This is a genomic window from Oxalicibacterium faecigallinarum, from assembly GCF_014635705.1.
Classification (GTDB): domain Bacteria; phylum Pseudomonadota; class Gammaproteobacteria; order Burkholderiales; family Burkholderiaceae_D; genus Oxalicibacterium; species Oxalicibacterium faecigallinarum.
Genome location: NZ_BMDI01000001.1, coordinates 1,572,643 through 1,598,088 on the forward strand (window position 1 = coordinate 1,572,643; position 25,446 = coordinate 1,598,088).

At 53.3% G+C, this 25,446-nt stretch carries 27 protein-coding genes; 10 read left to right on the forward strand and 17 right to left on the reverse strand.

What is annotated here, in order from left to right:
• Positions 1-46 precede the first annotated feature (46 nt).
• The 3 genes from IEV29_RS07475 to IEV29_RS07485 are packed head-to-tail and all read right to left on the reverse strand — an operon-like array spanning position 47 to position 2,282.
• Positions 47-880, reverse strand: coding sequence for a ChbG/HpnK family deacetylase (locus IEV29_RS07475; RefSeq protein ID WP_229726275.1), 834 nt, complete (start codon positions 878-880; stop codon positions 47-49).
• Complete coding sequence (locus tag IEV29_RS07480) at positions 880-1,284, reverse strand: GtrA family protein (RefSeq protein ID WP_188380582.1); 405 nt, start codon at positions 1,282-1,284, stop codon at positions 880-882. The genes IEV29_RS07475 and IEV29_RS07480 overlap by 1 nt, the downstream gene beginning before the upstream one ends.
• Entirely contained in the window at positions 1,281-2,282 is a 1,002-nt protein-coding gene (locus IEV29_RS07485; RefSeq protein WP_188380583.1) for a glycosyltransferase family 2 protein, read from the reverse strand. Before IEV29_RS07485 ends, IEV29_RS07480 begins: the two co-directional genes overlap by 4 nt.
• Positions 2,283-2,458: 176 nt before the next feature.
• On the opposite strand from IEV29_RS07485, the gene IEV29_RS07490 reads away from it, so the two are divergent.
• Positions 2,459-4,045 carry a glycosyltransferase family 39 protein gene (locus IEV29_RS07490; RefSeq protein WP_188380584.1) on the forward strand — a complete coding sequence of 529 codons (1,587 nt, stop codon included), beginning with the start codon at positions 2,459-2,461 and terminating at the stop codon, positions 4,043-4,045.
• Positions 4,046-4,120: 75 nt separating this feature from the next.
• Here the strand turns inward: IEV29_RS07490 and pdxH are convergent, their stop codons facing one another.
• Positions 4,121-4,756: a pyridoxamine 5'-phosphate oxidase gene (gene pdxH / locus IEV29_RS07495; protein WP_188380585.1), complete on the reverse strand. Its 636-nt coding sequence runs from the start codon at positions 4,754-4,756 to the stop codon at positions 4,121-4,123.
• Between the two features lie 254 nt (positions 4,757-5,010).
• Here pdxH and tcdA point away from each other — a divergent pair, with 254 nt between their 5' ends.
• Complete coding sequence (tcdA, locus tag IEV29_RS07500) at positions 5,011-5,892, forward strand: tRNA cyclic N6-threonylcarbamoyladenosine(37) synthase TcdA (protein WP_188381116.1); 882 nt, start codon at positions 5,011-5,013, stop codon at positions 5,890-5,892.
• A gap of 69 nt (positions 5,893-5,961) precedes the next feature.
• Here tcdA and msrA read toward each other — a convergent pair whose 3' ends face one another.
• Positions 5,962-6,492 carry a peptide-methionine (S)-S-oxide reductase MsrA gene (msrA, locus tag IEV29_RS07505; protein ID WP_188380586.1) on the reverse strand — a complete coding sequence of 177 codons (531 nt, stop codon included), beginning with the start codon at positions 6,490-6,492 and terminating at the stop codon, positions 5,962-5,964.
• Between the two features lie 97 nt (positions 6,493-6,589).
• Positions 6,590-7,249: an AMP-binding protein gene (locus tag IEV29_RS07510; protein ID WP_188380587.1), complete on the reverse strand. Its 660-nt coding sequence runs from the start codon at positions 7,247-7,249 to the stop codon at positions 6,590-6,592.
• A 127-nt stretch (positions 7,250-7,376) separates the two neighbouring features.
• Here IEV29_RS07510 and IEV29_RS07515 point away from each other — a divergent pair, with 127 nt between their 5' ends.
• Positions 7,377-7,883, forward strand: coding sequence for a flavin reductase family protein (locus IEV29_RS07515; RefSeq protein WP_188380588.1), 507 nt, complete (start codon positions 7,377-7,379; stop codon positions 7,881-7,883).
• A gap of 5 nt (positions 7,884-7,888) precedes the next feature.
• Here IEV29_RS07515 and IEV29_RS07520 read toward each other — a convergent pair whose 3' ends face one another.
• The 6 genes from IEV29_RS07520 to IEV29_RS07545 all read right to left on the reverse strand — a co-directional run bounded on the left by IEV29_RS07520 (position 7,889) and on the right by IEV29_RS07545 (position 14,086).
• Positions 7,889-8,911 (reverse strand): L-threonylcarbamoyladenylate synthase, encoded by a 1,023-nt coding sequence (locus tag IEV29_RS07520; RefSeq protein WP_188380589.1) that lies wholly within the window; start codon positions 8,909-8,911, stop codon positions 7,889-7,891.
• Positions 8,912-8,925: 14 nt separating this feature from the next.
• A complete protein-coding gene (locus IEV29_RS07525; protein WP_188380590.1) occupies positions 8,926-10,137 on the reverse strand; it encodes a 5-(carboxyamino)imidazole ribonucleotide synthase in 1,212 nt (403 codons plus the stop codon).
• Positions 10,134-10,637: a 5-(carboxyamino)imidazole ribonucleotide mutase gene (gene purE / locus IEV29_RS07530; RefSeq protein ID WP_188380591.1), complete on the reverse strand. Its 504-nt coding sequence runs from the start codon at positions 10,635-10,637 to the stop codon at positions 10,134-10,136. Before purE ends, IEV29_RS07525 begins: the two co-directional genes overlap by 4 nt.
• A gap of 9 nt (positions 10,638-10,646) precedes the next feature.
• Positions 10,647-11,534 carry a phosphoribosylaminoimidazolesuccinocarboxamide synthase gene (locus tag IEV29_RS07535; protein ID WP_188380592.1) on the reverse strand — a complete coding sequence of 296 codons (888 nt, stop codon included), beginning with the start codon at positions 11,532-11,534 and terminating at the stop codon, positions 10,647-10,649.
• Positions 11,535-11,740: 206 nt separating this feature from the next.
• Positions 11,741-12,805: a class II fructose-bisphosphate aldolase gene (gene fba / locus IEV29_RS07540; RefSeq protein ID WP_188380593.1), complete on the reverse strand. Its 1,065-nt coding sequence runs from the start codon at positions 12,803-12,805 to the stop codon at positions 11,741-11,743.
• 90 nt (positions 12,806-12,895) lie between these two features.
• Positions 12,896-14,086: a phosphoglycerate kinase gene (locus IEV29_RS07545; protein ID WP_188380594.1), complete on the reverse strand. Its 1,191-nt coding sequence runs from the start codon at positions 14,084-14,086 to the stop codon at positions 12,896-12,898.
• Between the two features lie 329 nt (positions 14,087-14,415).
• Between IEV29_RS07545 and IEV29_RS07550 the strand changes: the two genes are divergently transcribed.
• From IEV29_RS07550 to IEV29_RS07570, 5 genes are all read left to right on the forward strand, one after another.
• Entirely contained in the window at positions 14,416-15,336 is a 921-nt protein-coding gene (locus IEV29_RS07550; protein WP_188380595.1) for a branched-chain amino acid transaminase, read from the forward strand.
• Positions 15,337-15,439: 103 nt separating this feature from the next.
• Positions 15,440-15,640, forward strand: coding sequence for a zinc-finger domain-containing protein (locus IEV29_RS07555; protein WP_188380596.1), 201 nt, complete (start codon positions 15,440-15,442; stop codon positions 15,638-15,640).
• A gap of 13 nt (positions 15,641-15,653) precedes the next feature.
• Positions 15,654-16,085: a YybH family protein gene (locus IEV29_RS07560; RefSeq protein WP_188380597.1), complete on the forward strand. Its 432-nt coding sequence runs from the start codon at positions 15,654-15,656 to the stop codon at positions 16,083-16,085.
• Between the two features lie 69 nt (positions 16,086-16,154).
• Positions 16,155-17,108, forward strand: coding sequence for a YheT family hydrolase (locus tag IEV29_RS07565; protein WP_188380598.1), 954 nt, complete (start codon positions 16,155-16,157; stop codon positions 17,106-17,108).
• A gap of 22 nt (positions 17,109-17,130) precedes the next feature.
• Positions 17,131-17,730 carry a DUF2946 family protein gene (locus IEV29_RS07570; RefSeq protein ID WP_188380599.1) on the forward strand — a complete coding sequence of 200 codons (600 nt, stop codon included), beginning with the start codon at positions 17,131-17,133 and terminating at the stop codon, positions 17,728-17,730.
• Between the two features lie 39 nt (positions 17,731-17,769).
• On the opposite strand, the gene IEV29_RS07575 is transcribed toward IEV29_RS07570, so the two are convergent.
• Complete coding sequence (locus IEV29_RS07575; protein WP_188380600.1) at positions 17,770-19,326, reverse strand: beta-barrel assembly-enhancing protease; 1,557 nt, start codon at positions 19,324-19,326, stop codon at positions 17,770-17,772.
• Positions 19,327-19,416: 90 nt separating this feature from the next.
• Between IEV29_RS07575 and moaC the strand changes: the two genes are divergently transcribed.
• On the forward strand, positions 19,417-19,917 hold the full coding sequence (gene moaC, locus IEV29_RS07580; RefSeq protein WP_188380601.1) for a cyclic pyranopterin monophosphate synthase MoaC: 501 nt from the start codon (positions 19,417-19,419) through the stop codon (positions 19,915-19,917).
• An 11-nt stretch (positions 19,918-19,928) separates the two neighbouring features.
• Here moaC and IEV29_RS07585 read toward each other — a convergent pair whose 3' ends face one another.
• From IEV29_RS07585 to IEV29_RS07600, 4 genes are all read right to left on the reverse strand, one after another.
• The gene (locus tag IEV29_RS07585) at positions 19,929-21,536 is read right to left on the reverse strand and encodes a PglL family O-oligosaccharyltransferase (protein WP_188380602.1); all 1,608 of its coding nucleotides are present in this window, start codon (positions 21,534-21,536) and stop codon (positions 19,929-19,931) included.
• 129 nt (positions 21,537-21,665) lie between these two features.
• Positions 21,666-22,127, reverse strand: coding sequence for a pilin (locus IEV29_RS16265; protein ID WP_308632712.1), 462 nt, complete (start codon positions 22,125-22,127; stop codon positions 21,666-21,668).
• A gap of 229 nt (positions 22,128-22,356) precedes the next feature.
• Positions 22,357-23,049, reverse strand: a complete 693-nt coding sequence (locus tag IEV29_RS07595; RefSeq protein ID WP_188380603.1) for an FHA domain-containing protein — start codon at positions 23,047-23,049, stop codon at positions 22,357-22,359.
• Between the two features lie 73 nt (positions 23,050-23,122).
• On the reverse strand, positions 23,123-23,944 hold the full coding sequence (locus IEV29_RS07600) for a Stp1/IreP family PP2C-type Ser/Thr phosphatase (protein ID WP_188380604.1): 822 nt from the start codon (positions 23,942-23,944) through the stop codon (positions 23,123-23,125).
• A 256-nt stretch (positions 23,945-24,200) separates the two neighbouring features.
• Here IEV29_RS07600 and IEV29_RS07605 point away from each other — a divergent pair, with 256 nt between their 5' ends.
• Complete coding sequence (locus IEV29_RS07605; protein WP_188380605.1) at positions 24,201-25,133, forward strand: histone deacetylase family protein; 933 nt, start codon at positions 24,201-24,203, stop codon at positions 25,131-25,133.
• Positions 25,134-25,446 lie beyond the last annotated feature (313 nt).

The window sequence follows — 25,446 nt, forward strand, 5'->3', positions numbered from 1 at the left end:
TAACGACCGTATCTGAACAGGCTGCGGCCTTTGCGCATCAACGGGTTCAGGCGCTTGCGGCCTGTTTCTGCTCCTGCAGCAAAAAGCAATCGGAGAGTTTTGCCAGTTGCACATGTGCCTGATCCAGCGCCCGTACGCAATCGAATGATTGAAGAAACGCATGTTCGATAACGCGTTGCTTGGCGATGTCATCATGCGGATATGGAGCCGTCGCCGGATGACACATGATCAGCATGCCGGGACGCGCTGCCTTGAGCCAGTCGCGAAAGCAGGCATCGTAATCGGCGCGATCAAATCCATACACGCCGCCAAAGCCATCGTTGGTCGGTATGGATTCGTAATACAGATGATCCGCCGTCACCTGCCCGCCCAGCAGTTTCAGGATCTGTGGTTTGCCTTTCCATGTCAGATCGGCAGGCACGGTATTACGCACCCAGATCGGTTTGTCGGCATACCGCCGTTGCAGCACCTTGATCAAGACCTGACGCACACCCGGTAGTTGATGTACGTGCTGATGACCATCAATGAAGTCAGGTGCGTGGCCGATTGCATCTTCAAAGGCGTCCAGTTGATCTTCCAACTTTTTTCTGATCTCTTTTGCCTGCATGCCTCGCAACAAACTACGCAGAATGACACTACGCAAGCCGGGCATTTTTTCCTGACCAAACCCTTCCGTCAGATTGAAGTGCAATCCGATATCAGTCTGTGTTGCATACGGCAGGAGAGCTGGTGCCGCCTGCTTCCAGCCGGGTGCCGTTGAAAAGCAACTCACGGCCGTCAGCCGTTTCTTGTCCAGCAAGTCCAGAATACCTTCATTTATACCGGCATTCTGCGCATAGTCGTCCGCACACAGTGCAATCGGCGTCAGTTTGTTGTTCATCAGGAAGCGATCCGTCTAAATGCCCACAGGCGGCTTAATACATAAGTCATGGCGGCAACTGTCAGTACCACAATTGCCAGCGCCACGTAGTACGGTATGTCTGTGTAATGCAGAAAAAGAAAAAACAGAAATGCATTCATGAGGAAGCCAAGCACCGCTACCAACAGGAATCGCAGAAATGACTGACGCTGACCTGGCTGGTGTCCCACCGTATCGGAAAACGTCCAGTACCGATGTCCGAAGTAACTGAACCAGAACGCCACCACGAACCCACCCACATTGGCATGCAATGGTGCAATCTGCAGCAACTCAACCAGTGCAATGACGGTCCAGTAATGCACGCCCGCAGCCGTCAGACCAACTACGCCAAAGCGTGCGATGCGCCATAGCTCCTCAAGCTTCATGCGTGCTCGTCATCACCTGGAATACCATTGGCGGGACCGTTATCCACGTCACGCGCAATGATATAAAGCGGGCGCTTCTTTACCTCGTCGTACACACGCCCGAGGTATTCGCCAAGTACACCAATCGAAATCAGTTGAATGCCTGAGAAAAACATCAGACCCGCGGCCAGCGTCGTCCAACCCGGTACATCGCTCCCAAACAGCAACCAGTCGGTCGCGATCCAGAAGGCATACAGCAAGGCCAGAATGGAAATCACCACCCCGATACCGCTCCATATACGCAAAGGCAGCGTCGTAAATGCCGTCACGCCCGCCATCGCCAAGCGGCTAAGACTGCGATAGCTGAAGCTCGACACACCGGTGGCCCGATCAGCCGGGACAAACGGCAAGGCAATCGTGCTGAAACCAACCCAGGCGTACAGACCTTTCATGAAGCGGTTCCGTTCCGGTAACTGGCGTAAGGCATTGACGACCTTGCGGTCCATCAGACGAAAGTCGCCTGCATTGCGCGGGATCGTGATCGGCGAGCCGGACTCCATCAGGTGATAGAACATCCCCGTTCCCCAGCGCTTCAAGCGTGATTCATTGCTGCGATCACTGATCACACCGTAGACCATGTCGATACCGCTTTTCCAGAGCTCGACCATTTCGGACAGCAGAGAGAGTGGATGCTGGTAATCACCATCCATCAGGATCACGGCATCGCCACGCGCCTTGTCGATGCCTGCAGAAAGTGCAGCTTCCTTGCCGAAATTGCGCGACAGACTCAAATAGCGCAAACCGGTTTCCCCCAGCAACGACGCCATGACCTCTTCGGTTTTGTCCGCACTGCCGTCGTTGACCACGATAATTTCGTAATGCACGGCAAACGACGCCAGCGTCGCACGCAGGTCACGTAAAAAGTCAGCCAGATGTGCCGCTTCGTTATAAGCAGGAATGACACAGGAAATCAGCGCATCATCTGCTCGTCGAACGGGCAAGGCTTGAGCGTGGGGCATGAAAAAACACCTTCAGAGAAAATAGGCGGTCTTTGCAGAAAATTGTCGCGATCACCGCCTAAATTTGGGCAGCAATTGATGAGCAAGATTATAATTCACCGCCATGGCCGGCAAGGATAAAAACCTTCGTAAAATCCTTGTTTCTTGCGGCATCAAATCAGAAAAACACCCACATCATGTCGACCCATCTTCCTGACACCGGCTCCAGGCGCCTGTTCTCTCTGCACACCGACAATCTTGTTCCGGTCGTGCTTGCCTTGTTGCTTTTGCATCTCGCACTGTGGACCATTTTCACCGGCCTCAGCCACCGTTCGCCGGACTGGGACAATATGGAAGAACTGGTCTGGGCCAGCGGACTGGAGTGGGGATATTACAAGCATCCACCCTTGCCAAGCTGGATTCTGCATGTCTTGACGCTCGTTTTTGACCGTCCGGTCTGGCTCACTTTTTTTACAGGTCAGCTCAGTGTAGTCCTGGCGCTATGGATGCTGTGGAAACTCGGTTGCGAATTCACGTCGCAGCAACGCTCTCTGATCGCAACACTGCTCGTCTCACTGATCGCTTACTTTACGGTGCGTGGCGTGATGAACAATCACAATACTATGCAGTTATGGACGCTGGCCGGAGCGATCTGGATGCTCTACCGCGCGACCCGTACCGATAGCCTGTGGGCCTGGGCAGCGCTGGGTTTTTTTAGTGGCTGTGCTTTCCTGACCAAGTACAGCGCGCTGGTACAGTTCGCCGTATTTTTCCTGTATCTGCTGCTGACAGGCCATTTGAAACGCGGTGCGACATGGAAAGGCATTGTGCTTTCAACTGCCATCGTGGTGTGCATGGTGACGCCGCACCTGTTGTGGTTGAAGCAACAAACCGTAGGTCCTCTTGCCTATGCAGGCCACCAGCTCACAACCATGACGAGTTATGCGAACGAAATCAGTGATCTATTCGGCTTTCTCATCACAAACCTTGGTCGAATCGCATTGATGATTGTTGCAACATTTATCGTAGCTATTTGGTCTAGAGATAAACGTGGCGGTCCGGCTGCCAAAGCAAATGGATCACAAATCGCAAACGACCTCGCTCGCTCGGACAAATTCTTTGTCCTGTTTGTCGGGATTGCTCCAATTGTTCTGACACTCTTCATTGCGGGCGTGATGAAAGTGCCTTTGGCTTCTCATTGGGCCACAACTTTCTTCTTACTGTTCGGCTTTTTTTCGTTCTGGTTACTGCGGTCAGGAGATGACACCGCTCTATTACGCAAAACAATAATCGTCGTCGTTGCTTTCCAGATTATTGGTGCAGTTGGGTATGGCTTGGCACGCGGCCCGCTTGCAGACAAATCCGGTCGCCCAAGTCGTGCAACCTTTCCGGGCGCAGAGATTTCCAAACTGGTCCATGCCGAATGGAACAAGCGTATGCAGATTCCACTGACTGTGGTGGCAGCGGATACATGGATCGGCGGTAACATCGCTACGCGTATTGGACGTCAGGTTCAGGTTCTGATCGATGGTGATTACAGTAAATCGCCCTGGGTGAACGAAGAACACGCTGAGCAATGTGGCATGCTGGTTGCGATTAATCGCAGTCAGGTCAATCCAGATGAGATTGATCCGGGTACGATTGCGCTGATGGCACAAGCAACCGAGCACGGCATGATCGAGATTCCCTGGACCAAAAAAGCCAACGGCCCGACCGTCGCAATCGAATGGGGCATCATCCCGCCTCGTGAAAGTTGCCCGATGCAGCCGCGTTCTGCATCATAATCTTCAAGTAAAGAAAAAGCCGCATCAGGACGATGCGGCTTTTTTATTTGTTTACGCTTTCTCCAACGCCTCCATTTACGGTTGCAGTCGTTGCCGCTGCCAGGCCCCATCCGGTGCACGTGTGTAGACAATGCGATCATGCAGACGTGAAGCGCGTCCTTGCCAGAACTCTACATAATCCGGTTGCAAACGATAGCCTCCCCAATGTTCAGGACGTGGTGGCTGATCACCATACTGTGCTTCGGCCTGCGCATAACGTGCTTCCAACGTTGCCCGGTCGGCAACTGGACTACTTTGTGCCGAAGCAATCGCACTCAAACGGCTCTTGAGCGGACGACTGTGGAAATAGGCGTCGCTTTCCGCAGCCGATACTTTTTCCACTCTGCCTTCGATACGAATCTGACGCTCCAGCTCCAGCCAGTGAAACAGCAAGGAAGCATGCGGATGTATCGCTAGCTGCTCACCTTTGCGGCTCTGGTAATTGGTGAACCATGTAAAACCCCGCTGATCGAAGTCCTTGACCAGCAAAATTCTTGAGGACGGACGGCCATCTGCAGAAACGGTCGATACCCCCATCGCATTCGGCTCGCGGATTTGTGCTACCAGCGCCTCTTCGAACCAGCGTGCAAACTGCGCCATCGGATCAGCATCCGTATCCTGTTCCGACAAACTGGCCTGTGTGTAATCCGTACGGATATCTGCAATCGACATGCGTGTTCTTTCGTGAAAATGGTCGTGGAATGCGTTCATGATAAGCATATGCTGGCGTCTCTGCCAGCGTGACCAAGCCATGAGGCGACAACATCATTCCCATTGTCGCGATGCCTGTTTTTTACCGCTTGATCCATCGCAAATCTGAATTAATTGGCAAGTCTGGCGCAAAATCACCACAAATTGGCATAGCTCCCGCACGACCGGGAGGAACAACGCAGCAAAGCATCGTCATGCCCGTTAAAATGACGGCCATGACCGATCTGTCCCTGATTCCCGCCGCCGAAACAGAAAATGACGATATCGATTTTGATCGTCGTTTTGGCGGCATTGCACGTCTTTATGGCAAAAATGCACTCGCACGTTTTCGCCAGGCCCACGTCTGCGTGATCGGTGTTGGCGGCGTCGGCTCCTGGGTGGTGGAAGCACTGGCACGTAGCGCCATTGGTCATATCACCATGATCGATCTCGACAATGTGGCCGAATCCAACGTCAATCGCCAGCTGCACGCACTGACCGATACCCTTGGCATGGCCAAAGTCACCGCACTTGCACAACGCATTGCGCAGATCAATCCAACATGCGTCGTCACGGAAATTGAAGATTTTTTGACTGCCGACAATCTGGACGAGATGATCGGCATTCGTCACTATGACTATATTATCGATGCCATCGATAACGTCCGCGCCAAGACCGCTTTGATTGCCTATTGCAGAAAGCACGGTTTGAAGCTGGTGACGATTGGCGGCGCAGGCGGCCAGATGGATCCCACGCGCATAGAAGTGCTGGATCTGTGTCGTACGGAACAGGAACCGTTGCTTGCCAAGGTACGCAAGCGTCTGCGCGCCGAGCATGGCTTCCCGCGTGGGACCAAGAACAAATTTGGCATCGATGCAGTTTACTCGACCGAACCTTTACGTTTTCCGGAAATGGATACCGAAGCCTGTACGATTGGCAACGAGCCGGCAGACAGCAGCGACAACGGCATTACCGGCCTTAACTGCGCTGGCTTCGGCTCGGCAATGGTCGTGACGGCCTCCTTCGGCCTGGTCGCAGCAGCACACGTCTTGCGCAAACTGGCCGCAGAACAAACCACCGCTCATCAGATAACTGCAAAGATTGATCAAGCCGCTTAGTTCTCTGCTCTCTGCACATCAAAACAAAAAAGCGGCCGTAGCCGCTTTTTTGTTTTGTGCGCATGACGTTTATTTCCTTACCTTGTCGGCAAATGTCTGGCGAAACTTGGACACTTTGGGTGCCACGACAAAAGCGCAATAACCCTGCATCGGATTTTGCCGGAAGAAATTCTGATGATAATCCTCCGCCTTGTAATAGGTACCAATCGGACTGAGCTCTGTCACGATGGGCGCATCCCATACATTGGCCATCTCTGCGATCACATGCTTGGCCACATCCTCTTGCTCGGGCGAGTGATAGTAAATCACCGAACGATATTGCGTACCAACATCGTTCCCCTGCCGGTTTAGTGTAGTGGGATCATGGATCGTGAAGAACACTTCCAGAATTTCGCGGAACGTGATGACGGCAGGATCAAACGTGAGTTGCACCACTTCTGCATGCCCGGTCGTCCCTTCACAGATTTGCTCATAAGTCGGATGAGCGATCTCGCCGCCGGTATAACCCGATTCGACTGTCTGCACGCCCTTCAATTGCTGAAAGACTGCCTCAGTACACCAGAAGCATCCACCGCCAAGGGTTGCCATTTCTGTTACCATCGATGTGCTCCGTTATTGATCGTGTGGCCTATTGTCACATGCATGCTGCGATTGCTCAATGCATTAACACGTGCTTTGGAGGGGTCAGATGCGTTGATCAGACAAATGTCACGGTCTCACCGCGCAACAAGGCAGGAAATATCCGTGAAGAAAGTAGATGCGGATTGAACAGCTCCTCCTGCACCTGCACAGGGCAAGTTGCGCCCGACACTGTCTGAAGATGTTCAGCCATCGTTGCTTTCTCTGCCAACGCATGCAGACTATACGTCCGTGCCTGCAACTGGCCCGCTTCCCAATGCAGATCGACCAGGCTCGGCAAGGCATCGTTCTCTTCCACGTCTTCATCATGATGACAGCGTACCGACAGCATCGAGGGCAAACTGGTAATGACGGCGGCATGCAAGGATGAATCAATCAAGAGCCCATCATCATGCACAACGGCTTTGGGTTGATAGTGCTCCCAGATGACGGATGCCTGCTGACGCAAGTCTGAGCGTTCCAGCGGCAGCAGGCGCGCACCACAACGTGCAACCGCTACAAGAAGAATCAGTGCATCAGGATGCGCATTCCCCCAATAGACAACGTGATCGCCGGGTTCGACATGCCACTCGCCTTGCAGGCGAGCCGTCGCACGCTCAATGCGTGACCAGAAACGGCGAAACGAAATCGCTCGACGCGGCGAATCGGTCGCGATGTCGAGCGGCAGACGCACCGCCTGCTGACGCAACAGCGCAAATAAATCAAGGTCTTGCTTCATACAAGGTAATCGTGTGACGGGGCGAGAAAAGGCAAGCCAACATATGGATACGATGACAATGCAATGCATCCTCTCGCCAAGGAAAGGCCCCTTTTTGGCATAATGAACGAAATTTCCTGAGTCATTGATGTCTATTTCTTCTCACAACCCGCCTGTTCCCGTCGATACGCGCCACTTCCGTCACGCGTTGTCCCAGTTCGCCACCGGCGTCACCATCATCACCACCTGTCTGCCGGACGGTCGCTTTCTGGGTCTGACGGCAAGCTCCTTCAATTCCGTCTCGCTGGAGCCGCCACTGGTGTTGTGGAGCCTCAATCAACGTGCCAATAGCATGCCGATTTTTTCCGGCAATTCGCATTACGTGATCAACGTGCTGGCCGCCGATCAGGCAGAAATCGCCAATCAGTTTGCGCGCCCCGGAGAAGATCGCTTCAAAGGCATTGATTACACCTTATCTGCGACAGGTCTGCCAATTCTTTCCGGTGTCGCAGCCTGGTTCGAATGCCACAATCGCAGCCGTTATCCGGAAGGCGATCACGTGATTTTCGTTGGCGAAGTCGAAGCCTGTGATGTCTGCCCCAAGGAACCGCTGGTTTTTCATGGTGGCCGCTTCTTATCTGCCTGGCAGCCCTGATTGTCTCAACCTTCAGGTTTCAGCAGGCGCTCCAGTATGCCTGCCGAATCATGTGCAGCGCGACGCAAACGATCGTTGATCCCTCGCCATGCTTCGCCCGCTGGCGGCATTTCCACCACGATCACATCGGCCTTTGCCTCATCCATCTTGCGCAACCCCGCATACAGATCATGCGCATAAGCACTGGCATCTTGCGATAGCTTGATTGTCGTCGTCGCGGAAACATCCGCATCCGTGTAGTGCATGAGCGCAGCTGTATAACCGGCATTCTGCAAACGGGCCAATATCGATTTCAGTTCCGCCGTTGCGATCTGCACCACCGGCGTGGAAGGTGCGTAATGCGCATCCAGTGCGCCGGACACACGCGGCGCCTCCGCATCGGGCAACGATGGCGAGTAACCAAGCACTGCGGCCAATGCATCGATATCGATATGCCCCGGTCGCAGCAACATGGCCTTACCACGCGATAAATCCACTATCGTGGACTCGATACCAACATCGCTTTGTCCGCCGTCCAGCACGCAACTCACCAGTGGATTATTCGCGCCAAATTCATCACGCACGTGCTGTGCAGTGGTCGGACTCACGTGGCCAAAGCGGTTTGCCGATGGTGCGGCAACGCCGCCCTGACCATTCTTGAAGGTGCGCAGCAATGCTTGCGCGACCGGATGTGCAGGACAGCGAATACCAATCGAATCCTGACCACCCGATACGGTGTCAGGAATATTGTCTGCCCGCTTGAGAATCAGCGTCAGTGGCCCGGGCCAGAAAGCCGCAATCAGTTTATGCGCGTCTTCCGGAACGGACTTTACCCAATAGGAGAGATCCGCCTCAGGCGCGACATGCACGATGACCGGATGATTCGACGGTCTGCCCTTGGCTTCGTAAATATACGTAACGGCACAACGGTTCTCGGCATCGGCGCCGAGGCCGTACACCGTTTCAGTCGGAAACGCGACCAGATCACCGCGTTCCAGCCGGCGCGCCGCATCGCGGATCGCCGGCCAGTCGAGTTGCTCGTCAGTCATGGGAAATGGCGTGTTCAGGGCGCAATGCCGAGAATCTCACATGCCTTCTTCAGATTAGCCTGCGCTTCGGCCATGGTGGGCGCCACAAAGGTAATGTGACCCATCTTGCGTGCGCGACGCGCGACGTCTTTACCATACAAGTGCAGATTCGCACCCGGCAATGCCAACACCTTGTCCCATTGCGGTTCACGCGGTGGCGTGGTCTTGTCGTCGGCGCCAGCCTCAAACCAGATGTCGCCGAGGATGTTGAGCATGGCAGCTGGCGAATGCTGGCGCACATCGCCCAAAGGCAAACGTGCCATCGCACGCACCTGTTGCGCAAACTGGCTGGTGATGCAGGCATCGATCGTGTAGTGACCGCTGTTATGCGGACGTGGTGCCATTTCATTGACGACAACCGAACCGTCCGTCAGCACGAAAAATTCAATGCACAGCACACCCACATAACCAAGCTGCTCAATCACGGCCAGCGTCGCAGCTTGTGCCTTGTCGGCAGCTTCCTTGCCAATGTTCGGTCCCGGTACCATGGTCGTGAACAGAATGCCGTCACGATGCACGTTCTCGGCAATCGGATACACCACGGCCTTGCCATCGGCACCACGCGCTGCCAGCACGGAAATTTCGTAAGCAAGCGGCAGCATTTTCTCGAGTACGCACACGACGCCGTTCATTGCAGCAAAGGCATTGCGTAGTTCTTCACGTGTCTTGACACGAACCTGTCCCTTGCCGTCGTAGCCAAGGCGAGCCGTCTTCAGAATGCCGGGCAACAGATCATCCGAGATCTGATCGAGATCGTTCTCAGTCCTGATCTCCTTGTGCGCAGCAGGAAACACACCGGAAATGGTTGCGCACTCGACAAAGAAACGCTTTTCTTCCAGGCGATCCTGCGCAATCGCGACACACTCACCTGCCGGTGCGACGAAGGCTTTCTCGGCGAGATACGACAGGCTCTTGGCAGAGACATTTTCAAATTCCGTTGTCACTGCCACACATTGCGACGCCAGCTTATTCAAGCCATCGCTATCGGTGTATCCGGCGCACAGTAACTGATCTGCCGCATGACCTGCCGGGCAATCCATCGCTGGTTCGAGTACGGCAACCTTGAAACCCATCTTCTGTGCTGCATGCACAAACATGCGACCGAGCTGGCCGCCGCCCATCACGCCAAGCCAGGTGGCAGGCGACGCAGCGGGATTCAATGGGGTCTGATTCGTGTGTTGACTCATAACGGCAAACTCATTTCCAAGGCAATTTGTGTCTGACGCACGCGAAAATCTTCCAGCTTGGTCGCCAGTGCATCATCGGTCGTCGCCAGCAGTGCAATCGCTGCCAGCGCCGCATTGGCGGCCCCAGCTTCACCAATCGCAAAGGTGGAAACGGGAATGCCTTTCGGCATTTGTACAATCGACAGCAGCGAATCTTCGCCACGCAGATATTTGGAAGGAACAGGTACGCCCATCACCGGCACGATGGTTTTCGCGGCAATCATGCCTGGCAAATGTGCTGCGCCACCCGCGCCAGCGATAATGGCGCGCAAGCCACGTCCACGAGCCGATTCGGCATAGGCAAACATCTGGTCGGGCATGCGATGTGCAGAGACGACTTGTGCTTCATGCGCGATACCAAACTCTTTCAGAATCGCCACTGCATGTTGCATCACATCCCAATCGGACGACGATCCCATAACCACGCCAACCAGCGGCGAACCTGCGGCTTTGTCTGTCATTTCTCTTCCTTACTTTTCACCGGTCAGACGCGTCAGCGCCTCACGATACTTGGCGCCGGTTTTTTCGATCACATCGGCTGGCAACGTTGGCGCTGGCGCGACTTTCTTCCATTCAGTCAGCGTTTCCAGGTAGTCACGCACGAACTGCTTGTCGAACGATGGTGGCGAAATGCCGGTCGCGTATGAATCAGCAGGCCAGAAGCGCGACGAATCGGCCGTCAACACTTCATCCATCAGATGCAGCGTGCCATCCTTGTCCAGCCCAAATTCGAATTTGGTATCGGCGATGATGATGCCTTTTGTCGCTGCATAATCGGCAGCCGTCTTGTAAAGCTTGATACTGATGTCACGAATCTTGGCAGCCAGTTCTTTGCCGATGCGTTGCTCCATATCGGCGAAGCTGATGTTTTCATCATGCTCACCAATGTCGGCTTTTGCCGCTGGCGTAAAGATCGGCTCGGCCAGCTTTTCAGCCTGTTGCAAACCTGCAGGCAGTTGCACACCGCAGACTGCGCCGGTTTTCTTGTAATCACTCCAGCCGGAACCGATCAGATAACCACGCACCACCGCTTCCACCAGAATCGGCTGCAAACGCTTGGCAACGACTGCACGGCCTTTGACCTGATCGACCTCATCGGCAGCGACCACGCTTTCAGGCGCAACACCGGTCAGATGATTCGGCACGATGTTCTTGAGCTTCTCGAACCAGAAATCGGACATGCGATTGAGCACCACGCCTTTTTCAGGAATCGGTTCATTCATCACCACGTCAAATGCGGACAAACGATCGCTAGTCACGATCAGGATTTTGTCGTCGCCGACTGCATAGTTGTCGCGTACCTTGCCGCGGCCCAGCAGTGGCAGAGATTTGATGGTGGATTGATACAGACTGGTCATGACATTTCCATAAATATCAACGGCGACCCTGAGGATCGCCGTGTGCTTTGCAGCAGCGCAAGCGCCGACTGCAGCCTAATTACTTGTGCACCGTGGTCTGAACTGAAACAGGACCGTCAGCGAAACCGCAAATGCGCGCAAAGGCGAATTATCGCAGTTTTGCCGCCGCTGACCAATTCTTCGTCATTCAGTCCTGACTCTTGCCATTACTGCACGATTTGCGCGAGTTCGCCTTTTTTGTAGCGCTCTGCCATCTTGTCGAGCGGCACCGGGATGATTTTCGATGCCTGACCTTCGCAACCGAAGGCGATGAAGCGCGCCTTGCAGACTTCCTTGGCAGCCGCTTTGGCTGGCTTCAAATAATCGCGTGGATCGAATTTTGAAGGATTTTCTGCCAGATAGCGACGGATCGCGCCGGTCATTGCCAAACGGATATCGGTATCGATGTTGATCTTGCGGACACCGTTTTTGATGCCTTCCTGGATTTCCTCGACCGGCACACCGTAGGTTTCTTTCATGTCGCCGCCAAACTCGCGGATCTCGGCCAGCAGTTCCTGTGGAACAGACGACGAACCGTGCATGACCAGGTGCGTGTTTGGAATGCGCTGGTGAATCTCACGGATGCGATCAATCGCCAGAATGTCACCGGTCGGCTTCTTGGTGAACTTGTATGCGCCGTGAGACGTACCGATGGCAATCGCCAGTGCATCACATTGCGTTTGCTTGACGAAGTCGGCAGCCTGCTCGACGTCCGTCAGCAGTTGCTCACGCGTCATCGTGCCTTCTGCACCGTGACCGTCTTCCTTGTCGCCTTTCATCGTTTCCAGCGAACCAAGCACGCCCAGCTCCGCCTCGACCGTCACACCAATCGCGTGCGAAAACTCGACGACCTTGCGCGACACTTCGACGTTGTATTCGTAGCTGGCAACCGATTTGCCGTCGGCATTGAGCGAACCATCCATCATCACTGAAGAGAAGCCCGAGCGGATTGCTGCCATGCACACTGCGGGCGACTGGCCATGATCCTGATGCATCACCACAGGAATATGTGGATACGCCTCTACTGCAGCCAGAATCAGGTGGCGCAGGAATGGTTCGCCTGCGTATTTACGGGCACCTGCAGATGCCTGCATGATGACCGGCGCGCCGACTTCATCCGCCGCTTCCATGATGGCGCAAACCTGCTCCAGATTGTTGACGTTGAACGCTGGCAGGCCATAGCCGTTTTCCGCAGCGTGATCGAGCAATTGACGCAAGGATACGAGTGCCATTTGAATCTCCAAATATGAAATGAGTTACTGATGAGCGAGACAGCCTCGCTCTCGATTTTGTTCTTTATTGCCAGCCGAGTCGGCTACGGATTACTGTGCACGTTGCGCCAGAATCTCGACGGCTGGCAGCGTCTTGCCTTCCAGGAATTCGAGGAACGCGCCACCGCCCGTCGAAATGTACCCAACCCGATCCGCAATCTGATACTTGGCAATCGCCGCCAAGGTATCGCCGCCACCTGCCACGGAAAATCCTTTGGAATCGGCAATCGCCAGCGCCAGTGTTTTGGTGCCTTCGGCAAACTGGTCGAATTCAAAAACGCCGACCGGACCATTCCAGACAATCGTGCCCGCCGTTGCCAATTGCTTGGCCAGTGTTGCCGCCGTTTGCGGGCCAATATCCAGAATCATGTCGTCATCCGCAACGTCAGCAACAGCCTTGACGGTTGCCGTTGCCGTTGGCGAAAACTCTTTGGCACAGACAACATCAACCGGAATCGGCACCGACGCACCACGCGCTGCCATCATCTCGATAATCGCCTTGGCATCACCGACCAGATCGGGCTCGGCCAGCGACTTACCAATCTTCAGACCGGCAGCCAGCATGAAGGTGTTGGCGATGCCACCACCAACGATCAGGTTATCGACCTTGTCAGCCAATGTCTTCAGGATCGTAAGCTTGGTCGACACTTTGGAACCAGCCACAATCGCTACCAGCGGCTTGGCTGGCTGAAACAACGCCTTGCCCAAGGCATCCAGCTCGGCTGCGAGCAAAGGGCCAGCGCAAGCGATCGGTGCAAATTTGGCGATGCCGTGCGTGGTTGCCTCGGCACGATGCGCGGTGCCAAAGGCATCATTCACATACACATCGCACAGACCGGCAATTTTCTTTGCCAGTACTTCATCATTCTTTTTCTCGCCCTTGTTGACGCGGCAATTTTCCAGCAAGACCACCTCGCCTGCCGCCACCTCTACACCGTCAATCCAATTCTGTTTCAGTACCACTGGCTGGCCAAGCAACTCACTCAAACGCTCCGCGATCGGTGCCAGTGAGTCTGCCGCAGTCAGTTCACCTTCGGTCGGACGGCCCAGATGCGACGTGACCATTACGGCGGCACCAGCCTGTAAGGCCTGCTGAATGGCTGGAACGGAAACACGGATACGTGTGTCTTCGGTAATTTTGCCGCTGCTGTCTTGCGGCACATTGAGATCGGCACGAATAAAGACGCGCTTGCCTTTGAGTTCGCCACGCGCGATCAGGTCGCTCAATCTTTTGAATTGCATGTGTTCTTGCTTTGCTGAAAATTTAAGAAAAGACCATTATTTTACCGCACAGGAACAAGCAAAAAGCTGTCCAGCTTGTTAAAAGGATGGCAACGCATCGCAAGTACATGCGATGAAAAACCGATGGTTAGAAGGCAAGCGCCTCAATAGATTCCTTGCCTGAACAAAAAAGTTATCTTTTTATTCATTTGTTTCTTATTTGAAATGGACTGGAGCAAATTCCTCGCAGGAAAATGCCTCGGTTCATTTCCTTCATGACATTACACCCGTCTGTTTCGGACCTGAATCCGCTAAAATCGCTGTTTTGCACAATCACTGGAGAACCTGACATGTCGATGTCTGATCGCGACGGCAAAATCTGGAAAGACGGCCACATGATTGACTGGCGCGATGCCACCATTCACGTCCTGACTCATTCATTGCACTACGGCATGGGTGTCTTCGAGGGCGTGCGCGCATACAAGACCGACAAGGGCACGGCGATTTTCCGCCTGAAGGAACATACGCAACGTCTGTTCAACTCGGCGAAGATTTTCCAGCTGAACATTCCGTTCGATCAGGAAACCATCATGCAGGCGCAGCTCGATGTGATCCGCGAGAACAAACTGGAATCCGGCTACATTCGCCCGCTGGTCTGGATCGGCAGCGAAAAACTGGGCATTTCCGCCAAGGGCAACACCATCCATGTTGCAGTGGCTGCCTGGCCTTGGGGTGCCTATCTGGGTGAAGATGGCATCAACAAAGGCATTCGCGTCAAGACCTCGTCCTACACCCGGCACCACGTCAACGTGTCGCTGGTGCGCGCCAAGGCATCCGGTTATTACATCAATTCCATCCTTGCCAATCAGGAAGCGCTGGCCGATGGCTACGATGAAGCCCTGCTGCTGGATACCGACGGCTATGTATCGGAAGGCTCAGGCGAGAACGTTTTCATCATCAAGAATGGCAAGCTCTACACGCCGGATCTTGCATCCTGTCTTGATGGCATCACGCGCGATGCTGTCCTGACCATGGCGCGCGATCTTGGCATCGAGGTCATTGAAAAGCGCATCACCCGTGATGAAATGTACTGCTGCGATGAAGCCTTCTTCACCGGCACTGCCGCCGAAGTCACGCCGATCCGCGAGCTCGATAATCGCCAGATCGGGGATGGCAAACGCGGCCCGATCACGACGCGTCTGCAATCGTTGTTCTTTGACGTCGTCGCTGGCAAGGCACCGCAATACAGTCACTGGCTCACCTTGGTGTAAGCGGCAAGCACACCACAGACGGTCGAATTTCGCTGGCGAAACCGGCCGCAGCCACTTATCATTCGACCATTCTTTATTCAGTATTAGCTAGACGGAGATAGACATGACAGCAGCAACGCAAAACAACGCGTCCGCAATCGAACTCGACGGCCACGATCTGCCGGCCTATTGCCCCAACCCGGCCATGACCTCATGGAGCTCGCATCCACGCGTTTTCCTCGACATGTCGCATGGCGAAACCAAATGCCCGTACTGCGGCACCCACTATCGCCTGAAACCAGGCGCAGTCGTTCACGGCCACTAATCCGGTCATCACCATGCCAAAGGCGCGCAAACAGTTTGGCTCGGCAGACGATATCGAACATGCGTTCTATGACGCGATCGGTCGGGCCGATCTGGATGCGCTGATGGCCTTATGGGCAGACGATGAGGAAATCGTCTGCATCCATCCGGACGGCACCCGTCTGATCGGCTTCTCTGCCATTCGCGCCTCGTGGGCGGAAATTTTTGCCGGCAGCGGCTTTCATATCCGTCCTGTGCAATTGCATGCCTCGCAAAACATGATGAGCGCCGTGCACAATCTGATCGAAGAAGTCAGCACGGCAGAAGGCACCAAGCGCGACGTGCATATCATCGCTACCAACGTTTACGTCAAAACACCACAAGGCTGGCGCATCGTTGTGCATCACGCGTCAGCTGCACCGGGCAAGCATGAACCGCAAAAGGTATCGACCACGGTGTTGCATTGATGGCGTGTCAACCTTTTGCCATCTGACGATGTCGCATCTCTACCTGCATCACTTTCTCCGTTCTTTTGCATGAGTTATACCGCACCGTGGTGGCTGCCCGGCGGGCATGTGCAAACCATTTATCCCGCCAAATGCATCATCAAACCGGATGTAGCCTATCGCCGTGAGCGCTGGCATACACCGGATCAGGATTTCATTGATCTGGATTTTGTCGACGGTCCATCCAATGCACCGTTTATCGTTCTGTTTCACGGACTGGAAGGCTCATCGGACAGCCACTATGCGCGTGCGTTGATGGCATATATCAAGACGCTGGGCTGGTCGGGTGCCGTCGTACACTTTCGCGGTTGCTCGGGCGAGATCAATCACGCGCCACGCTTTTATCATTCCGGTGATGCCATCGAGATCGACTGGATCCTGCATCGTCTGGCTCCACTGATGCGTACACGCGGTGCAACACACATCTATGCTGCCGGCGTCTCGCTGGGTGGCAATGCCTTGTTGCGCTGGCTGGGAGAATCTCAACATCGGGCAGAAATCATCGATGCCGCCTGTGCCGTTTCCGCGCCGCTGGATCTGAGCGGCGGTGGCGCAGCGTTATCTCGCGGCTTCAACATGGTTTACACAAAGGTATTTCTCAAGACCTTGCGCCTCAAGAGTCAGGCAAAGCTACTGCAGTTTCCCGGCCTGTTCGATCTGGAGGCCATGTTGCGTTCAAAGGATTTGTACGCCTTCGACAATGTCGTCACCGCGCCGCTGCACGGCTATCGTGATACCGAGGACTACTGGATGCGCGCCAGCGCGCGCTATGTACTGCCGGACATTACCGTTCCGACACTGGTCCTGAACGCGCGCAATGATCCATTCCTGCCGCAGCAGTACTTGCCAACGCATGCATCCAGCGCGGTCACCCTGGAGTATCCGGCTGAAGGGGGCCACGTGGGTTTTGCCACTGGTCCTTTTCCCGGCCGACTGAACTGGCTGCCACAACGCATCGTCAAATTCCTGCAAGGTCACCACTAACTGCAACCATCAGGAGCGCCGCATGGATGCCATCGTCGAAAAAGCCCTCGCCAAATGGCCCAACGTTCCACACTGCTATGGCTGGCTCGCACTCGATGCACGCGGCAACTGGCGCATGCGCGACGAGCAAGCACAACAAAACAACCTGCCGGGTGAGCGCATCCACTCTTCTGCCCTGATCGGCTTCATCCAGCGCAACTACACGCATGATGAACAAGGACGATGGTATTTTCAGAATGGGCCGCAGCGTGTGTATGTTGATCTCGAGGTCACACCATACGTTGTACGCACCGATCCAAGGCATGGTTTTACATTGCACACCGGCACACCAGTAGAGTCCATGTATGGCATCTGGCTCAGCGATCAAGGACGCGTGCTGATTGAAAGCAGTGTCATTGCATTACTTGATGATCGCGACATGGCGGAATGTCTGCTGCATCTGAAAATGTCTGATCAGACCGCGAATGAACAATATCTGCTGCAGTGGATGACAGAGGAAGGCAAAAATACCACCCTGTTTTTTCAGCACAATACGATGACATTGCCTGTACGTTTTATTGCAGAAAGCGCTCTGGAAACACGCTTTGGTTTTGTCAAAAAACCTCGGCTGCCAGCGACCTGAGAGCGGCACATGATTTCAACAACGCGCGCGCCCACTTGCCTACAACGTACCGTCTTTTTCGCGCTGCAATTCTTCCATTCGCTGCGCCTTCATCTCGCGCTCACGCGCATCAATGATGGACTGATCGTAGAACGTGGCATCGGGTGCACGGCGCGCAATGCCTAGCTGGTCAATCGCTGCCGGTAAGCTACCGCGCAAGGCATAGTTTTCTGCCAGCGCCATATGCTGCAATGCCTGCCTGCCTTGTGCTGCATACCCTTTGGCCAGACGATCATACAACTGCGGCTCGGAGCGATACAAGCTCGTCTGGTCACGTAAGAATGACACGGCGTCATCGGCACGATTTGCCGCCATCAGGGCATCGGCGTATTGCAGCGCCATACCGCGCGACAAGGGAAACTGTTTGCGCGCAATCTCGGCTTCTGCGACTGCTTCATTAGCCTGTCGCGCTGCCAGTCGCACCTCAATGGCAAGACTGGTCAGGGCCGCATTACCCGTTTTGGGCGCACCATCTTTCAAGACAGCACGGGCCTGATCGATAAACGTTTGTGCCCGGTCCGGCGCTCCTCGTCGCAGCGCCACCATTGCCAAGCCATAATTACCCGCAACGATTGCAGTACGAGTGTTTTGCTGGACCTGTCTTTTGAATACTTCTTCCGCTTCAAACAAGCCTTGTGCCGAATTGGTTTGCAAGACACGTACACGGGCCTGAATCACGGGGAAATCAAAACCATCCGCGCGCTGACGATAAGGCTGATCCCGGGTACGTGCCTGAATATCGGCTATCCGCTCAGTCGTCAGCGGGTGCGAACGCAGATAGGCCGGCATGCTGTCGTTGTAGCCTCGTGTTGCCTGTTGCAAGCGGCCAAAGAAATTGATCATGCCAGAGGTTTCATAACCCGCATCGCGCATGATGTCGAGGCCTATGCGATCCGCCTCCCGCTCCGCTTCACGACTGAAATTGAGCTGACGCTGCATCGCCAAGCCCTGACTACCCATCATGATGCCAACGCCTGCATTCGGACTGGAGCTTGCGGCCAGTGCTCCAAGAATCATCCCCGCCAGGGGGATCAACATATCCTGCCGCTGCTTACCCAGCATGCGCGCAATGTGACGCTGCGCAACGTGACCAATCTCGTGCGCCATCACGCCAGCCACTTCCGACTCGTTCTGCGCGGCAAGAATCAAACCGGTATGCGTACCAATAAAGCCGCCAGGCAGTGCAAAAGCGTTGAGCATGGGATCACGCACGACGAAGAAGAAATAATCGTACTGCGCCTCGCCGCGTGCCTCCGGCCGCACGGCCAACAGATCGTTCCCCAGATTGTTCAGATATTCCTGTGTGGGCGCATCATCGAGGTAATCGCGATTACGGCGAATCTGCCGCATGATCTGCTCACCCAACCGGCGTTCCATTGCCGGCGATAATTCTTCGCGCTCGGTATCGCCAAGATTCGGCAAGGCTTGCGCCTGCACTGATGGTATGAGCGATGGCGTCAGCAAAACGCCCGAGGCAATGAGCAACGCCGCTGCCGACCACCGTACACAACGCTGGATCACCAGCGACCTGAACGCGGCAGCTTGCTCAAACGCCATGTGCCGCTTACATGAGAGAAAGGGATTCAGTTTCACGGTGCTATGATACCCGCTCTCTGCAATCGTTCACCCTCTGCTTTTTATCGCACCATGAGCTCACAACAGGACAAACCGGCCAATGATGGCCTGACACACTTTGACGCAACCGGACAAGCCCACATGGTCGATGTCGGTGCCAAGGATGAAACACATCGTATTGCGGTCGCCAGCGGTACCATCCGCATGAAGCCGGAAACGCTAGCCATCATCGCATCCGGCACCGCAAAAAAAGGCGACGTCCTCGGCATCGCGCGCATTGCCGCCATCATGGCCGCCAAACGAACCAGCGACCTGATCCCGCTATGCCATCCGCTTGCATTGACCCGCGTGACCGTGGATTTTTCCATCGATCAGCCTAACGACAGCATTCACTGCTCGGCGCAAGTTGAAACATTTGGGAAAACGGGTGTGGAAATGGAAGCGTTGACTGCTGTGCAGGTTGGCTTGCTCACTGTCTATGACATGTGCAAGGCAGTTGATCGCGGCATGGTGATGACGGATGTGCGGGTGCGAGAAAAGCACGGAGGGAAGTCGGGGGATTGGAGCGCATAAAGCTGCTAATTTTATGCTGGCCAATCTACCTCTTTGAAAATTTTATTCCGCTCACCTTGCTTCTTCCACATTTCTTTTGCAGTCAAATAATCACTGTCCGAAACTATTTTTTTCATGCGTGCAATCCAAAACTTTGCTTCTTCCGATTGATGATTCAATGTTAGAACGGTTACAAATTTATGAACAAAAAGCGCGTTAGGAAATAAGGAGACCATTTGTCGCATCCAAACAATCTCTTGAAAATCCATGCCCTCGTAAGGCTCTATCCTTGCGTAGAGAATATAGTTCTTCCAGAGAGTCAAAAAAAACACATCTGGAGGCGTCTTAGTCGAAGTAATTTCAAACCTGTACAGCTCCATTCTTAATAAGTTATAGCTAACTTCAACTCGAGAATAATCTCTGATTAAAACTCCCAGAAAAAATGCAGCGCTAAAAAGAAGTGGAACAAAAACTAATCCGCTAGATTGAAATATCACCTTGTTTTTCAATCGCACGCATAGCACACCTATCATCAAACCCACTGGAAAAAGAAAGTAAGCATAGTACAAAGGCAGTTCCAGCATGGCGTGATTACCAACAATCAACAGCGCCAAAATAATCAATGCCTCTTCAGGTGACGTAACCTTATTTATCTGACGCCAAAGCCACCAGCATAGCCCCAAGAAAATAGCGAGACCAATGGGTATTCCACACCATAAAACCAGATCAAGCAGAAGATTATGGGCGTAAGTAAATGGAGAAGGTAGCTGTGGATGTTCAACAGCGGCTGCAACATGCGCGATAACTGTTTGGTTCCAACCGTAGCCAAACCAAGGCTCTTGCAATGCTGCATCGATAAACAGGCGCCACGCAATTGGCCTAAGTTCAGAACTCATCCTTATTACCCCATCAAAGTTATCTGAAAAACCCTTTGAAGCGGATACTTCTGATACAAAAAATACACATAAAATGAAGTACACAATGAGTAAAAAGCTCGTCCAAAAAGAAATAATCTGCCGAAAGAATCTTTTCCAGATCAAAGATGCCATAAATAGAATTAGGATCCCGATCCACGCGGTACGCGATAGGGTTAATGCGATCCCAAAAAAGAAGCAACAAGATAAAAGTAAAGCTATCCAACCATTTACCTTACCTCTAGCTACGAACCAGCCAAGGCCAAGCACACCCCATAACAAAAGAGTTGCCATCTGATTCGCCTGCCCTAAATTTCCAAATGGGCGGGATGTTTTTCCGGGGCAAACAAGCTGACAGTCAATTAAGTCAAGCCATTGATTTAATTGAAAAAACAAAGAAATCACACAAGCATACGTAATCGCAAGAAAAAGCGTATCCATACAACTATGAGCTTGGGTGCGCTCCCACTGTGACGCGACTAAAACACTAAGAAAGAAACCAAAAAGATAAAAGAAAGCCAACCAGGCGTTCTGAAGCTGCAATGTCCCTGAGCCAAAAAAATACTGCGCCCAGGGCAGCAGACATAGACCTGCAATCGCAACAGCAAAAGCATACCAATCAATTTGCTTTGAACGACATGCAATAAAAACCGCTAAAACTAAAAGGTTGATTGCCATCCAAGCATCTGCATGAAATGCAGTCCAGGGACGGTGATGATTAGGCATTACCCATGTCAATGCCAATCCAATTGGTAATAACAGGAGAAATAAGCGTGAAAGACGCGGGAGATGCATATCAAACCAAATAGAAAAAGGCACCCAAGAAGGTGCCTTTATACACAAACTCTTAAAAAATTAAGTTTTTGGTAAAAATTTAGTAGCAACCGTACTGCTAGGCGAAATCGTCCAGATAAGGCCTGCTGGAGTACAGTTAGCATTGTAAATAATGGTCTGACCTGAAGTAATGGCACTGCCAACATCCTTCATGGCAATTGTCACTGTAGCCGCAGAAGCCGAAGTAGCAGCTGCCGTTACAGAGGTAGTGTATGTGCCACTAATATCTGTGGCAGTCGGCAAACCCAGTGATGTATTCAGGTCTGAATTGGTGGCCAAACTACCTTCGCTACAAGCAACGCCTATGGCTGTACGAGCTGGCGCCGAAAGGCTAACTGCTTCCTGGACCTTTGCCTTGACGGTGTAATCCTGATATGCGGGCAACGCTACCGCAGCCAAAATACCAATGATCGCCACAACGATCATCAATTCGATCAGCGTAAAACCTTGCTGCGCTTTTTTCATCATCTTCATCGATTGCATTCTTACTCTCCTGAGTCATAGGCGGGAATTGCCATGACTTTCCATATTGCAAGCCGCGTGCCAGCCTGAAATTCAAGAAAAATAGTCATAAATGTGAAATTTTGTGACGTAAACAGTCACTTTTTTTAGGCGCCACTGACAAAAATTGTCATCTCTGATCACCGGGAAAGACACAAAGTGCACATTTGATTTCACATTGATGACTTGGTGCTTTTTATTTTTGCCGGTGCTAGCCTGATCGGCGGTGCGCATGCCAAGGGTCGAGAAAGAAGATCGCTTCGCTTTTGCCGATGCCGATCACGTCGCCGTGCACCAATTGGCGCTGTTGATAAATGGGTATGCCGTTGACGGTCGTTTCTGTGCCACCGTCCACGTGGGCCAGCGCATATGCATCAGGCAACCGCATGAAGACAGCAACATGCTGCGGTGGCGTACCGATGGTAGTGAGGGATTTGGTAAGTACCCATTCCTTACCGACCGATGGGCCGGTAACAATACGCACCAGTGCGGCTGGACTGGCTGCAGGGGGAATAGCTGCCAAAGGTGGCGGAGCCTCACGCAAATCAAGCATTGCGGGAATTTGGGGTGGCACAGGATTATGTACAGGCGGCACCCGATCCTGCTCGGAGAACTCGATCACATAACTACCGAATTCGATCACATCGCCGTCATAAAGCATGCCGTAATCGACACGCTCGCCATTGATGGAACTGCCGTTTGTGCTGTTCAGATCCTCATAAAAATACTGAATGGACGTGCGATTGATCACCGCATGCTCCCCACTCACGCTTGGCAAATCGACGATCAGATCATTCCCTGGTTTTCGCCCAATCGTTGTGCGTTGCCCATATATCTCCAGCTGCCGCACCAATACGCCATCCTTCTTCAGTAACAGAAATGCTGTCCGTTTTTTCTTAGGCATAGGGGATGGGGAATGCATCGGATCTGCTGCCCGGTTTTATTGGGGATATACCAACGTTAAACGCCAATCTGCATCAGATCGACAACCAGTTCTTCAGTCGATCAATCGTACCGATTTGCGGCGACTTGCTACAGCTTTGCACCTGCGCCACCAGAACGGAGATATTGTCGCGTCCACCTTGCTGATTGGCTGCATGCACCAAGGCTTCGGCCAGCAGTTCCAGATCATCCGTATCGGCCTGCAGCATGGCGGTCATGACATCAGCGTCCAGCATGTCGGACAAGCCATCCGAACACAATAGATACAGATCGCCCTCTTGCACGACATGATCACTGATCTCGGTGTCTATATATGCAGCGACACCCAATGCACGCGTAATCAGGTTTTTGTTAGGAGCGAAACGCCCCCAGTCGGGTGGTACCAGCCCTGCATCGATTTGCTCCTGCACCTGTGAATGATCGTGCGTCAATTGAGTAAGCACTCCCTGACGAAAGCGATAGCAGCGCGAATCGCCCAGATGCGCCAGCACCACGCGATCATGGTCGAACAATGCGGCAACCAGCGTCGTGCCCATGCCGCGATAGGCAGGCTCGGCGAGCGCGGCATTCAGAATGTGGTCGTTTGCCGCACCAACCACTTCACGCATGATTTTTTGCAATTGCAGAATGCTTGCCGGCCCTTCCCTACTTAAAGGGGCCAGTCGTTGCACGAGTTCCGCCCGCACGAATTCCGTTGCAAGACGGCTTGCCACCTCACCGGCGTTGTAACCACCCATACCGTCCGCCAGCACCAGCACATTGCAAGCTTCATCAAAGGCAATGGCGTCCTCATTATGCGTACGCACCAATCCTGTATCAGTTTTTGCAGCGAACTTGAGCACGACGCTTGGTGTCATGATGAGGGTGAAGACGCAATGCGATGTTGCGGCTATCTTGTCGTAATGGAATGCATTATGACCTGATTGACCAATTTGCGAATGAAAAAATCAGCAAATTAATCAGCCGAATCAACCAACAAACCATACGAGACCACCTCATCATCCTTTCGCGAGTCGAGTCTTATAATGTCAGCATGCATCTGGCGTCAAGCTTGCAGCCAGTCAAACCTACTTACACAAGGAGAACGATACGGGTAAGCCGTATCGATAAGACATGACAACACTCATCTATACCCACGAAGCCTGCCTTGATCACAAACCTGGCGAAAGCCATCCTGAATCGCCAGAGCGCTTGCGCGCTGTCTTGCGTGCATTGCGCACGCCGGAGTTTGACGATGCCGCATGGCGTGACGCACCAATGGGCACACGCGGGCAAGTGCTGATGATCCATACAGAGGATTTTGTGGAAGATGTGGAAGATGCCTCGCCGGTACGCGGTTTCATGCCACTGGATGGCGGCGACACCGTCATGTCGCCAGGCTCGCTGGAAGCCGTCATGCGTTGTGTCGGCGCGGCCTGCGCGGGCGTCGATGTTGTGCTGGGCGATGAGTACCACAATGTTTTCTGCGCAACCCGTCCATGCGGCCATCATGCCGAACCGAACAAGGCGATGGGTTTTTGCATCTACAATCAGGCCGCCATCGCCGCTGCCTACGCCTACGATGTGCATAAACTCGAACGCGTTGCCGTCATTGATTTCGACGTGCATCACGGTAATGGCACGCAAGCTGCGTTCTACGACCGACCCGAATTGTTCTACGCGTCCAGCCATCAATCGCATTTCTACCCCTATTCCGGCCTGGAAACGGAAACCGGCATATCTCACAACATCGTCAACGTCCCGCTGCCGCGTGGCTGCGATTCTGCACTGTTCCGCGAACAAATCGCCGCCAAGATGCTGCCAGCGATCCGCGCCTTCAATCCCGAACTGATGATCATCTCGGCGGGTTTCGACGCGCATCACCTCGACCCTCTGGCGGGGCTGAAACTGCAAGACGACGATTACGACTGGATCACGCGCGAATTGATGAAGATTGCCGATGACACTTGCGATGGGCGTATTGTTTCCATTTTGGAAGGCGGTTACAGCCTCGAAGGTTTGGCATCCAGCACCGCAGTTCATGTCAAGGCACTCATGGATCATTGAGCTCGCAACATTGCAGCAAGATCAAACGTAAAAATGGCGACACACAGTCGCCATTTTTATTTATCCGACTTGGACGTCGCATCAATACTTCCCCAACCCGTTATCGTTTTCATCCCAACATAACGAATCAAAATGGCATTGCCATTCAATTAATGTTGCGGCCTAACCACAACATTTGACAACACCCTCATCTCTACGCAAACCCGCATCAATACTGGATTTATCTGATTTCTTACGTCTTCTTTACGCACACATTGATTGCTGCCGACACGGTCGCAAAATATAATTGATAATAATTCGCATTTATTAAAAG